The organism is Paenibacillus sp. FSL P2-0089, assembly GCF_038595095.1.
Taxonomy (GTDB): Bacteria; Bacillota; Bacilli; order Paenibacillales; family Paenibacillaceae; genus Paenibacillus_AQ; species Paenibacillus_AQ silagei.
Map to the genome: position 1 here is coordinate 462,686 of NZ_CP152006.1, position 13,429 is coordinate 476,114.

A 13,429-nucleotide genomic window follows, 5' to 3' on the forward strand; every position below is an offset into this window, starting at 1 on the left:
GCTGCTCTTATTTGCGTTTGTTCTTACAAACCGCCGTCGGAACACAACCTACAACTTCTCCAGCAGCTCAGTATAGTAGCCGTTACCGTTCCGCTTATCCAGCTTCTCCGCTGTGGCGAGAGCCAACTGCTGGAAGTACTTCGCAAGCGCAGCGACGTCTTCGGACTGACGCTCACACGGGTGGCCGGCCGGAAGCTTAACCTGGAAGCGGATGAATTCTTCCGCCAGACGGCGGAACATTTTGGCGGAATAGGCGTTGAAGATCATCTGATCGGCCGGGTTCTCATGATCGAGCGAGGAGGCGATATACTCTTCAAAGACCTCCAGCGCCTTGACCGGATCGGTCAGGGTCAGGTAACCAATATGCTCTGCCTGGTGATACAGGAAGTCGCGGTTTCCTTTTACCAGCTTATAGCCTTTCTTCTGAAGCTTATCCGCTTCCGCTTGGCGGCCCAGCCGCAGGAGAGGGAACAGCACCTTCGTAATGGTCACATGCGGGACCTCACCGCAGGTCATCCGGCCCTTGAGAATCGGTTCAGCCGCCTTAACGGTTGCTTCGTCGTCTCCCTGCTTCGCCAGGAACTCGACCAGGCCATGCTGCTCACAAGCCTCACAATCGCTCATCTCGTCCCGGTCCATGGTCTGGACAATCGCCCATTCGGCCGCTGAAGCTTCCAGCTCCCCGAAATCTTCGAGGATATTCGCCCGGTAATAGTGATAGGTCCGGCTACTGTAGCCTTCGGCTGCGTAGCGGGTCTTCATATCCTCGAGCAGGTTCTCAATCTGAGTGCGGCTGATATCTGCAAAAGCAGTGATGCGGTCCAGCACCCACTTGTACGACCACATTAGGCTATAATCATCGAACCGGCCCGGGTTCTTGTCATACTGCCCCAGCTGCCAGGAAAAGGCGACTAGCGCCTTCATCGGATACCCGTGGAAGCTGCCCAGCTCTACGATTTCGCTGCGGGCCTCATAGCCCTGGTCGATATCTCCTGCGGCATCGGCCACCCGTACCGCCTGCTCCAGCAGCTCCAGCTTAGCCTTGCCGCCCGGCAGGTCATAGGCTTCCTCCATCAAATCGTCGAAATCCATCTCGGTAAGATTCATCTATTCGTCTCCTCCTGTGGCTTGATTAGCCGTCAATCCCCAATCAATGAATTGAATAATGCCCTGGTTCAGCAGCGCGATCTCCTGTCGGTTCATCGGATAATGTCCCATTAATAGCGCATTGCAGTACAGCATCTCGACAATGGAGGGCAGCGTGGCCTGATTCCCCTGATGGAATATCTTCTCAATGACAGGATTATTCAGGTTGAAGTAGAGTGTGGCGTATGCCGTCTCCTTAAGCGAAGCGCCCAAGCTGCCCAGCACAGAGGCCAGGGCATCGGTGCTCACTTCTTTGGTTGCTTCCATTACACGCCATTGGGCGGACTCCTCAGACAGCGTGTAGAGGACAGGAATCTCCTCTGGCTTGAAGCGGCGCAGCTGCACCTGGCAGCGGAACTTCTGAAGTACACTGTCTGCGAGTCTTACGGACTCATAGTAGTCCAGCCGCTCTTGAGGGGTGATATCGGTGAAGGATAACGACACCTCCTCCGGCAGCAACCGTTCCGTCTGCACATCCGGGTCAATGAGCGGCAGCCGGGCCAGCAGCTCGGCATCATAGATATATCCGCCGTTCACCACCAGCATGGATTGGGCCGAAGCCACGTGGGTAATCTGGCGGTATTCGTCAAGCGTCGCCGTGAAGTACAGGGGAGGCTGCTGCTTCAGCTCGCCAAGCGTCTTTCTGCCATACGTGCTCTCAAACGGCAACCACTCGTGAATGATAGAATAGAACGATGAATCTTCCACTGCGAGAGCCTTCATAGATAAGGCATGTAGTGAAATGATCGATTGCAGGCGGTCCGGGTCGTACTCGGCCATCCGCATCAATTCCTGACGAATGGAGTTCCCTAGCTCTTCCCGCACCTGCTCCAGCTGGGCATTCTCGTAGAAATGCTCCCGGGAAGCGGTCGGCTGCAGCTCATCGGTCCAGATCAGGCATTTCACGAAGAACGCCCAGTCCGGCAGGATATTGCTGGCAGCTTCGGAGACCAGCATGTGCTTCAGGTATACCCGGTGATTGCGTTTGGCGTTCAGGTTCACCGCGTGCGGCAGAATGAAGGCGATGCCTCCCGTCCGGCCCGAGGCGGTGTGCAGGGGGATGAAATCGCGGAACGTCTCTCCCAGCACCTGCTCACCGAAGGACAGCACCTCGTCACGATGCTTCCGGGCCAGCTGCGGATCTTTGACCCACGGCGGGGTCAGCGGATTAATCAGGCGGGTGTTACGGTCCGACACCAGCTGGATCGGATAAGGCAGCAGAGCGCCGTAATGGAACAGCCCTTCCTGCAGATTGCTCTCCTCGAAGTAAGCTTCGGAGCCTTCTTTGCAACGCAAAAAAACCTTGGTGCCCGGAGTATGTTGCCCTTCGAGCTTGCGGATCGTATAGGTGCCGTCCGGCTTCCCGCGCCATTCCAGGGCAGGGCCGCCCTTGGCCGATTGGGTAACCATGACGATATCGTCACTCACCATGAAGCAGGACAACAGTCCGATGCCGAACCGCCCGATAAAAGAGGTGTTGGTTGAGAGGAAGTCTTCGCCCCGCTTGGAGGATTGTCCGATCATGGCCAGGAACTCATGAATCTCTGCTTCGTTCAACCCGATTCCGTTATCTTCGACGAGTAAAGTCGCCCCGGTGGACGTTCCGCTGACCTCGACATGAATCTTGCCTTCGTATCCAGCGGGGGAATAGGCCTGCCGTGCAGTAATCGCGTCTATGCCATTCTGGAGCAGCTCTCTTAAGAATACCTTCGGGCTGCTATACAAATGGTTAGACAAAATGTTGATCATACCGCTTAAGTTCACCTGAAAACGGTACGTATCCTGGTTTTGGTTCTCCATGTTTGTTCTCCTATTCTGTAATCAATTGATATGTAGACAGATGCAACCCTATGTATTACCCAGAAGCTGCATTATAAGAAACAGATATTCCCAATCCTACTAATTTCCCTGCCTTGAAAATACAAAGAAACCCAAGGTCTTGAATTACCTGGGCTTCCCGCCAATCTATTCTTAGCCCGCCATCTTCACCGCACAGACCCGCAGCCGCCGGTAGTCGGCGATCCATTGGCCCTGCCGGTAATGCTCCGGACGCAGCTGCTCTTCCACTTCGCGATAGATCGCAGTCTTGTCTTCTGCATTGACATCGTAGAAGAAGTCATCGGCCATCATGTCGAGCCAATCCCGGATCCCGCTCTCGCCCTGCAAGGGAGTCGGTCGTTCGAAATGCTGGGCCAGCGTGACGAGGAAGCCATGCGCCTCCAGCACTGCTGTATATTCTCCGATGGTGGGGAAGTACCATGGATTGCGTCCCTGCGGATCATAGCCATGCGCGGACAGTGCGGCCTCGGTCGCATTCACCAGCGCGGCAACGTTGCGGTAGCCGCCGAATTCGGCGACGAACCGTCCGCCGGTCCGTAGTGCGCTTGCTACCGTCACGGCAACTGCGTGTGCGTCCTTCATCCAGTGCAGTGCAGCGTTGGAGAACACCGCATCGAAGGTCCCGGAGGTTCGGTATGTGTAAGCATTCTGGGTGCTCAGATTCAGATGAGGGTACTTGGCACGGCCGCGTGCAATCATCTCGGGCGACAGATCAATGCCAACAGTCTCCGCTCCGGCGGATGCAATCTTAGCCGTCAGGTCGGCCGTCCCGCAGCCGATATCCAGCACGCGTTCACCGGGCTGAGGCTGGAGCAGCGAGAGGACATCGCCGCCCAGCTTGGAGACGAAATCCAGTTTGTGATCATACGTGTCTGCCTGCCATTGGTTATTGGAAGCCGGCTCATTCATGTACTTCCCCTCCTTTTGAAATTCAGTATAGTACTGCATAGCTTATAAATGAAATATATAGTTGCTATACAGTTAATAAGCATTACCTATAAGTGTGCTGCCGACAAAATAGACCGCTAGCCTCTGTAAGGAGGGCAGTCTATTCTCTCATATCATAATAGGGAAATTAATACACAAGCACGCCTGCATTCAGTACGGACTTGTTCGCCACGGAATTGCCAGTCAGGAATACCTGTTGAAGCTTGGGCAGCTTGCTCAGAAGCTCTATATTGGAAATCGCATTGTTCTCCAGATGAAGCTCCTTGATGGCCTGCCACTTGCTCATGAACGCTAGAGAAGCCAGGTTGTTGTCCTGCAGGGTGAAGGAACGCAGGGCAGTTAGGCCCGCGAAGTAAGGCATCACCTGGTCAACCTCACTAACGGAGTTGTTATTCATGGAGAAGTATGGCCGGTCCAAGGTCAGATGCTCAAGCACACTATTCGTTGCTGCTGTCTGCTTGAAATTCAGGCGGCATTCCGAACACACCAGCGTGTTCACCTGCTTCAGACGGAATAAGGCATCGCTCTCCATATACAGCGACGAGTCGAAGATGCTTAGCTTCTGTAGGCGGGGCAATTTGTCGAGGGCGGCGAGACCAGCCATTTCATCAACCCCCCAGAGGGACAGCTCCCCAAGCTCAGGGAATTTCTTCAGCTCAGCCATATTAAGCTCCCCGCTTCCGCCCCGGAGTGTCAGATCCGTTACCGCAGGGGCCTTCAGCCCGGAGAGGAAGGAAGCTGGGATTTCCACCCGTTTGACGCCCGGCAAAGTAAGGCTGTCTGGTTGCTCGTAATAACCGTCCAAGGTGAATTCCCGCAGCGAGGACAAGCTATTCACGGCCTTTACCGAGCCAAGCTGGCTTAAGGAAGCCAGGCGGAGCGAGGTAATAGAGGTTTTGCCGGCCAGACGCTCCAGGCTGGAGAAATTTACATTTTCGAGATCAAGCGTCTGCAGTGCAGGCATGTTCTGCAGGAAGTCGATCGACTTCACATTGGATAAATAGGAAAGCTTAAGCTCCTGGAGCCCGGTTAAGGCGTATAACGGCTGCAGATCTGTGGTTTCACTGTGATAGATAGCCAGAGAAGACAGCCCGGTCATGGACGATAACCACCCCAGGTCATTGACGAAGGTAAGGGACAGGGACTTCAGCGGCAGCTTATTAAGCAGATGCAAATCCGTTATAGACTCATCCACATAGGTAATGGATAGTGAGCTTAGATTGGGAAATTCCAGCAGCAGGGCCACTTCCTGATTACTGCGCAGCTGAGTGGACAGCTCCGTAATTTTAGATTTATCGCCGAAGTAGCCGGAGAAGGCGCTGAAGGATTCGTTGAAGGCGCCGCCATAGCTTTTTAATCCGGGCATATGGGCAAGCGTTGTCTGGTCCGCCTGGTTGATCTCGTAGGTATTCGTCAGGTTCAGTGCCGTCAGTCCCTTGAAGGCTTCGAAATCCCGTTGATCAATCCGCTGGGCATTCAGCCGCTTGTCCTGGGTCACATAAGTAAGCTTCTCGGCCTGTGCATCGCTGAAGGGATCGGAAAAGCTGTAAGTGAACTGCCACTGGTCATTCTTCGAACGCTCCACAGTTAAATAACGCAGTGATGCCAATTCCTCCTCTGTCGGCATGGCAGAGCCTTTACCCAGGGTCTCCCGGAGGAAGGTGAGCAGGACCTCGCTCTCGGGCATATTCCGTACAGACAGATTAGCCTTGGTTGCCTGCTGCGGAGAGCTGAGGCTGTAATAGAAATAAGTACCGATGGCCCCGCCCAGCACCAGCAGCAGAATTAGCACCAGCCTAATGGGGATAGAGACGGAGACGGGTGGCTTCGGCGCGGCCTTGGGAGGGGGTGCCCCGTGATAATGATTAATGGTCTGATCCACATAGTAGACATTATTTTGCTTGAGCAGAAGCTCAGTCTGGCAATAAGGGCACTTGAGGATGGTGCCTTCCTTATATTCAATTCTTCCGCTGCAATTGGGACAATTCAAGGGAATAAAAGCCACGAATGCCTCCTCCTTATGATGTAATGATAGCTCATATTGGGCGGTCCTCTGACCTCAGGAATACCGCTTTTATTCCATTATACCTGCCAGAGGGGAGAGAGCCAGCCAACGGATGGCAAAAAGAAAATTTTTAAAATATAGAATTTATATGTTTCACGGCAAATAGACCGCCTTCCCTAACGGGAGGACGGTCTATTTAGCTTCATTTACTTACTAGCAGGTTGCTCGTCTGTACCTTTCCCCGCGAATCTGACAAATATGAATACTCCAATCAGGACCACAACGATCCCCGACCAGAAGAACCAGAACGGAACGCCGAACCGGTCGGCCACTGGACCCGCCAGAGCAAGCCCGATCGGGGAGGACAAAAGTCCGATACTTGTCACGAAGGAGAGTACGCGCCCCAGGAGCTCAGGCTCATAAGACTTCTGGATCATCGCCATGTACGGGCCGTTGAACAAGGGGGCTGCGGCACCCATCAGGAACGAGAGGACGGTAAAAGCAAGGAATGCCTCGCGCCCTACCATCCCGCTCAGGACACAGGTGAGCCCGATCACAATCAGACTCACACTCATGTAGGTGGTGTCCTTCCACCTGGAAGCAAGCACCGACAGCAGCGCACCGCCAAGGATCATCCCAATCCCGAATACGGCCTCAATCAGGCTGGCACTGTAAGCGCCGCGGCCGAAATGGGACAGCGTCATCAAGGGAAACAGCATCGCCAGCGGCATGAATACCACGCTGAAGACCGCCATGGCAACCGTTACCGTGACAATGGGCTTTTGCGACAGGAAGGCCCGCCAGCCGAGCATAAACTCTTTACGGAATGAGAGTGTCTCCACGCTCTCCGGCTTCGGTTGACGGATCTGGACGAACAGAAGCATGACATTAGCGATTAAGGCACCTGCCACATCTAAAAGCAATACGGTTCCTAGTGAAGTAGCCGAGTATACCGCTATTCCAAGCGCAGGCCCGAGTACGCTGGAAGCGGAGAAGATGAGCTGGTTCCAGCCTGCTACCCGGGTGAGCTGGTCTTCCGGCGCTATCAGTGGAATCGCAGCCTGGAATGAAGGTGCATGGAAGGACGAGGCTGCCGAACGAATGAGCAGGATGGCATACACAATCCATAAACTCGGCTCCCCCCATAGAAAATAAGCACCCAGAATCAGACTGGTTAGTGCAATGGCGCTGTCCGCGGCGATCATGGTGAGCTTACGGTTCCAGCGGTCCAGCCAGACGCCAATGAACGGGCCTAAGACCACTTGCGGCAGAAACCCGGCCAGACCGGCCAGCATCAGCACGGTAGCCGACCCTGTCGTCTCGGTTAAATGCCAGATGATGGAGAACTGAACCATCGCAGAGGTTAATATCGAGAAGATTTGTCCGCTGAAGATGAAGGCAAATGTCTTTTTCCATTGAGTATTCATAAGGTTCCAACCTCCCTAAATAAAGACAGACCCAAATCCGGAAGTGGACTTGGGTCTGCAACAATTACATGCTGGGACAGTGCGAAACCGGGCATAGTGAAATAAGCCGTAGCGGATCGCAACCGATGTCCTTAACGTAAATAGCAGCAGCTCAAAAAAGCCCACACTTGGTGGAAAATCAGCTTTTGTTGAACGTGCTTACCATATACGTGGAATCATCGGCTGCCATCCTCCTCAAATTTTATAGGTGGAGCTTAACATTGAAGTTCTCCAGATGTCAATAATATCGGAGCATTCCGCATCTTCAGCCTAGTATGCTATATTGGGAATAATGAAGCGGATACAGGGGGCTGGAGGATGTTCTTTTTCATAGTAATGCTTATATGTTTCGGTGTGTTCGTAGCGCTTGCCTATATATTCAATGCGAAGCATAAGATCGTGATGCCGCTTATCAGCGCAGTGGCGGTCAGTATGCTGGTGCAAGTGCTGGAGCAATTCTATATGAGCAGCATTATTGTCGTGGCGTTCATTCTGTATTTCATTATAAGCAGCATCAGGACCTTCAAGCATGAACAGTTCCAGTTGATGGTGGCGATTCTTTTCAGCACGTCCGTTGTTACTCTCATCATAACCTCAACCTACTTCAAGCAGCCTGTGGTTCCCTCCGAAGCGGAGATGGTCAGGGTGATGTTCATCTATTACCCGCTGCTGATTCTATTTATCTCCTGCTATACCTACATGCTGCTTAGCGTATTCAATTTCAAGCTGCTTCAGTCCGGGAACCCGCTTGGGTATGTGATGGGTAAGGTGCGGGGCTTCAGGCGTATGATTCGTTTGCTCTGGATCGCTTCACGCAAAGGGCTGAACCATCTGCTCCAGCAGGATCATGCGAAGCTGCCGCAGGTGATTGCTGCCATTCTGGATAACATGGGCGGAGTTTTCGTGAAGTTCGGGCAGGTCTTATCGACCAAGAAGGATCTGCTGCCTGCGCAATACATCGAAGCGTTCTCCAGCCTGCATGACCAGGTTAAGCCGCTCAGCCGGAAGGAGCTGAAGGAGATCATCGACAGCAGAATCGGCGATCTGGAGGAGACGTATGAAGACTTCGGAATGGAGCCCATTGCAGCCGCTTCGATAGGTCAGGTGCATCTGGCACGGCTGAAGTCCACGGGAGAGAAGGTAGTTGTCAAAATCCTGCGGCCGGATGTGAAGCAGAAGATGAGCGTAGATCTGGATCTATTAATCCAATTCGTGACCCGGCTCTCCGAACGCTCCTCCAAAATCCAAAGACTCGGCTTAATCCAGCTCGCCCAAGGCTTCAAAACGAATCTGATTGAAGAGACGGACTTCGACATCGAAGCGCTGAATACCAACCTGCTGCGCCAAGCATTCCAGGAATACGATATTCCGATACAAGTGCCGAAGATCTACGCCGAGTACTCGACCAAGCAGATTCTGACCATGGAATATATTGAAGGGCACCGGTTCACCCGAAAGGTGAGCAGCGATGTGTCCGAAATGATCATGCACGCATTCCTGCAGCAGATTCTGATGATCGGCATCTTCCACGCCGACCCGCATCCCGGCAATCTGATGCTGACCCAAGATGGGAAGGTCGCGCTGATTGACTTCGGCTCCGTGGGTTATCTGACGGAGGAGGAGCGGGCCGGGATGTTGAATTTCCTGATGGGCTACAGCCGGAAGGATACGAAGCAGATGGCCCAGGGCCTGGCCGGAGTCTGTGAAGAAGGGGAGCTGCTGGATGTGCGAATGATCGAGCGGCGCCTCGGCAGACTTTTGTCCGAAGCCTCTTTCTCGCCTGATCCTACCAGTGTCATGATGAGACGGATGATGTCGATGATTACCGAGCTGGGGATGTCCTTGAAGCCGACGGTGGCCGGGGCCTTCCGGGCGATTATTACCCTGGACGGGACCTTGTCCTCTGTGGATGATTCGTATTCCTTATCCGCAGCAAGCCAGTCCTTCGCAGACCAGATGGATCAGGGGCAGATCGTCAAGGAGCAGCTGAACAAGGTCAAGGGTCGGCTGGAGGACTATATCCCGAAGCTGCTGGAGCTGCCACTATTGAAGGAGAACCGGATCACTCTGGCGCGTGAGGACAATCATAGTCTGACGGATTTCGTGGGGACGCTGACGGTCGGGATGTTCACGGTAATCTGTATGGTGATCATGCTGGCCAGCTTCTGGGTGCAGGGGGAGATCATGCGGTTCGTCCTGGCTCCCTTATCGATGTCAGGCTTCGGCACGGGGATGATTATTCTGATGATGTCCGTGATTAAGCAGTTGAAACCCAAGAGTTAACGGAGGGCGTGTAGGAATATGGCGAATCTACTCCCGAACAAGAAGAGAATACGCGGGTGGAAGCGCAGGGTTAGGCAGGGTTCAATAACGATAGAGACACACAAGGCCTCAGAGAATTCTCTGGGGTTTATTGTCTGGGGAGGGGAGAAGCCCCTTGGCTGGGCAGCTACCAATCCCCCGGAGTTATGATATAATTTAGCTTTATTACGGCCGGATAAGGATTATCCTGGCACGCATAGAGAGGTACTTCATATGATAAATAATTTCTGGCGTGAATTGCCACGCCCTTTTTTTATACTGGCTCCGATGGAGGATGTGACGGATGTGGTGTTTCGTCATGTGGTGAGTGCGGCGGGCCGGCCGGATGTGTTTTTTACGGAGTTCGTCAATACAGAGAGCTATGCTCACCCGGAGGGGAAGCAGGCGGTGCGGGGGAGGTTAACCTTCACCGAGGATGAACAGCCGATGGTCGCGCACATCTGGGGGGACAAGCCGGAGTATTTCCGGAAGATGAGCATCAGCATGGCTGAAGAGGGCTTCAAGGGAATCGATCTGAACATGGGTTGTCCTGTAGCGAATGTAGCCGAGAACGGGAAGGGCAGCGGCCTGATCTGCCGTCCGGAGACCGCAGCGGAGATCATACAGGCGGCGAAGGCCGGAGGACTGCCCGTCAGCGTCAAGACCCGGCTCGGATTCAGCAGCGTGGACGAATGGCGGGGCTGGTTGACTCATATTTTGCAGCAGGACATTGTGAATCTGTCCATCCATCTGCGTACGCGGGAGGAGATGAGCAAGGTCCCGGCCCACTGGGAGCTGATTCCTGAGATTAAAAAGCTGCGGGATGAGATCGCGCCGGACACCCTGCTGACGATTAACGGGGACATAGCGGACCGGGAGACGGGCCTGAAGCTGGCCGCAGAGTATGGGGTAGACGGGATTATGATCGGGCGCGGGATTTTTCATAATCCGTATGCGTTCGAACAGGAGCCAAGGGAGCATAGCAGCAAGGAGCTTCTGGATCTGCTTAGGCTGCACCTGGATCTGCACGATCACTATTCGGCGCTGGAACCCCGTTCCTTCAAGCCGCTGCCCCGCTTCTTCAAAATCTACGTCCGCGGCTTCCGCGGCGCCAGTGAACTCAGAAATAATCTAATGAACACCAAGTCCACCCGTGAGGTGCGTGCACTGCTGGATGAATTCGCAGGCAAGGAGCAAGACGGGGCGGAGGAGCTTGGGGACTCGAGGGAGGGCGTATGAGAAACTTTATTATTTTCGGAGCAAGTAAAGGCTTGGGAGAGGCCTTCGTCAAGGCGCTGCCGGTGGCGGGCGATCAGGTCTGGGTGGTCTCCAGAACGTATCCGGACAGCATGAAGCTGGAGGATGGGGTTCAGCGGACCTGGATTGAGGCTGACTTGGCGAAGCCGGATGCTGCGGGCCGGATCACAGAATCATTGAACGGCGTTACCCTGGACGTATTCATCTATAATGTTGGCGTATGGGAGAGCAAGGGGTTCAGCGATGACTATGATTTTGAGCAGGATGATCCGGCTGAGATTGCCAGCATTATTAATATCAATGTGACTTCGGCGATTACGTGCATCCAGAAGCTTTTGCCCAATCTTATAAAGTCAGAGAACGCCAAAATCTTCTTGATTGGTTCTACGGCAGGTCTTGACCATAATGATTACACCCAGGTAACGTTCGCCGCGTCCAAGTTCGGTCTGCGCGGGATTGCCAATGCGGTGAGGGAGCATGTGAAGAAATACGGCATCGGTGTGACTATCATTAATCCCGGGGAGATTGCTACCCAGATTCCGCTGGAGGCCGGGGTGGAGCCCGTCTTGTCCGCCTATAACGGTGCGCAGATTCCGCTTCAGGATATCGTATCCCTGGTGCAATGCGTCATGAACCTGTCCAAGGCTTCCTGTGTGAAGGAAATCAATATTCCGGCGATGCTGGACTCGAATGCGTAGGGATGAAGGATGTTGCGCGGTTAGAAGAGCTTCGGGGGCATTACGCAGTGGCTCAGACAAACGGCAGGTAAGGGGGAGGAGCATGAGCTATAAAAGCTTAATGTGCGGGTTGCTGGTCTTGTGTATATCCCTATTAGCAGCATGCAGTTCTGGTTCTTCAATAAGCGATTCCGAGAAGCGGCAGATGGTGGAGCAGGTGAGGATCGTTGAACAGAGTGAGTATAATCTCTTTAACCTTCATAAATCATATAGACAATATCATAAAGCTGTAAATGAACTGGTAAGTGAAGAATATTGGGCAGCCCGCAGCGGCGAAATCGTATTCGGGCATGATGATGCCACATACACACGGAATGATCTGGCAAAAATGACGCAAGAGGAGTATGACATACTCAAAGAGCGTATGCTTCAAATCCTTCGTGGAGCGGAAATGGATAAGCTTAGTGCAACGGTTCGCATATCGGATGTGTATGCAGGGAGTAGCTCCAAGCAAGCCAACATATACACGTTCGAACATAAAGAATTGAAGGATCAGCCGTTCACCGCAACTGCTAAGAAATATACCTTGGAGAAACGCAGCGGAGATTGGCTTATTACCAAAGTAGAGCAAGATAAATTCACTTATGGAAGCGGGCAGACCGCAGAGTTAAGAGAAGACGGGATCAAGGGTCTCAATTATCAAGCCCATGATGGCAAGGATATCGGTTATCCGACAGTGATCGTGTTGCCTGGAACCTCAGATTCATCCTAATAAGTCCAACCCGAAGAAAGCACTCTTTTTGGGTGCTTTTTGGGGCCGTCACTCTTTCATCAGGCGTACGGCTTGCCTTAGGGTTGCGGAGAATCAGACTTAATAGAATGCCAGCAGCCGCGATCCGCGCGGTCAAGGGGAGAGAGGTTTTAGAGTGGAGCATCTGTCACAGTATACTTACGTTCAATCGATCGCAAAAGCTACTATAAGTCAATTACAGGGGATAATTAAAGAAGGCATCACAGAAAAGGAAATCGTCTATAGAGCCGAAGAGACTATGAGAGATAAGGGGATTCATAGTTTTTGGTATCACGGTGTAGGGGCATTTGTTCACGTTGGGAAGAGAACAATTAGGTCCGAGTCGGGTAAGGAGTATAAGCCTTCGGATACATTGGTCCGCAGAAATGATATTGTGACCATAGATCTTAGTCCAGAGATTAACGCCTATTGGGGAGACTATGCACGAACACTAATAGTGATTGATGGAAAAGTCATTGCCGAAGACGCACTTGCACATACCAATAATGAATCTGCACTAGAATTTTCACATGGAATTAACGCCGAAAAGGAGCTCCATAACAAATTTATGGATTTTGTAAGACCGGGCATGACTTTTGAAGAAGTCTACTTATATATGAATGAGGTTATCCAACAACTTGGTTACATTAATCTTGATTTTTCCGGGAATTTGGGGCATACCATCGAATTCGATAAAGATCACAGAAAATACTTTGAGTCCGGGAATAAGATGAAGCTTAGTGAAGGATCACTATTTACATTTGAGCCGCATATTAAGCACAGAAATGGATTGTACGGTTTTAAACGGGAGAATATTTATTATTTCCGTGATGGAGAATTACTTATTTTATAAGAACGTACGCTGCCGGACGGATTCCAGAATCATTGAACAGCGTTACCCTGGACGTATTCATCTATAATGTTGGCGTATGGGAGAGCAAGGGTGATACGAATGCGTAAATGAACTGAGGACCGGATGAATGGCAGGGGATAATCCTGG

The 13,429-nt window shown here is 52.5% G+C and carries 10 protein-coding genes; 5 read left to right on the forward strand and 5 right to left on the reverse strand.

Annotated elements, in window-relative coordinates; translation table 11 throughout:
• Positions 1-48: 48 nt before the first annotated feature.
• The 5 genes from NST69_RS01930 to NST69_RS01950 all read right to left on the reverse strand — a co-directional run bounded on the left by NST69_RS01930 (position 49) and on the right by NST69_RS01950 (position 7,365).
• The gene (locus tag NST69_RS01930) at positions 49-1,107 is read right to left on the reverse strand and encodes a hypothetical protein (protein WP_342548318.1); all 1,059 of its coding nucleotides are present in this window, start codon (positions 1,105-1,107) and stop codon (positions 49-51) included.
• Positions 1,108-2,946 (reverse strand): HSP90 family protein, encoded by a 1,839-nt coding sequence (locus NST69_RS01935; protein ID WP_342548319.1) that lies wholly within the window; start codon positions 2,944-2,946, stop codon positions 1,108-1,110.
• Positions 2,947-3,117: 171 nt separating this feature from the next.
• Entirely contained in the window at positions 3,118-3,894 is a 777-nt protein-coding gene (locus NST69_RS01940; protein ID WP_342548320.1) for a methyltransferase domain-containing protein, read from the reverse strand.
• A gap of 166 nt (positions 3,895-4,060) precedes the next feature.
• On the reverse strand, positions 4,061-5,938 hold the full coding sequence (locus NST69_RS01945; protein ID WP_342548321.1) for a leucine-rich repeat domain-containing protein: 1,878 nt from the start codon (positions 5,936-5,938) through the stop codon (positions 4,061-4,063).
• A 206-nt stretch (positions 5,939-6,144) separates the two neighbouring features.
• A complete protein-coding gene (locus tag NST69_RS01950) occupies positions 6,145-7,365 on the reverse strand; it encodes an MFS transporter (protein WP_342548322.1) in 1,221 nt (406 codons plus the stop codon).
• 357 nt (positions 7,366-7,722) lie between these two features.
• Between NST69_RS01950 and NST69_RS01955 the strand changes: the two genes are divergently transcribed.
• From NST69_RS01955 to NST69_RS01975, 5 genes are all read left to right on the forward strand, one after another.
• A complete protein-coding gene (locus NST69_RS01955) occupies positions 7,723-9,687 on the forward strand; it encodes an AarF/ABC1/UbiB kinase family protein (protein WP_342548323.1) in 1,965 nt (654 codons plus the stop codon).
• Between the two features lie 252 nt (positions 9,688-9,939).
• A complete protein-coding gene (locus NST69_RS01960) occupies positions 9,940-10,944 on the forward strand; it encodes a tRNA-dihydrouridine synthase (protein WP_342548324.1) in 1,005 nt (334 codons plus the stop codon).
• A complete protein-coding gene (locus tag NST69_RS01965) occupies positions 10,941-11,660 on the forward strand; it encodes an SDR family NAD(P)-dependent oxidoreductase (protein WP_342548325.1) in 720 nt (239 codons plus the stop codon). Before NST69_RS01960 ends, NST69_RS01965 begins: the two co-directional genes overlap by 4 nt.
• Before the next feature lie 82 nt (positions 11,661-11,742).
• Complete coding sequence (locus tag NST69_RS01970) at positions 11,743-12,411, forward strand: hypothetical protein (RefSeq protein WP_342548326.1); 669 nt, start codon at positions 11,743-11,745, stop codon at positions 12,409-12,411.
• A gap of 154 nt (positions 12,412-12,565) precedes the next feature.
• Complete coding sequence (locus NST69_RS01975) at positions 12,566-13,282, forward strand: M24 family metallopeptidase (protein WP_342548327.1); 717 nt, start codon at positions 12,566-12,568, stop codon at positions 13,280-13,282.
• The last annotated feature ends 147 nt before the right edge of the window (positions 13,283-13,429 follow it).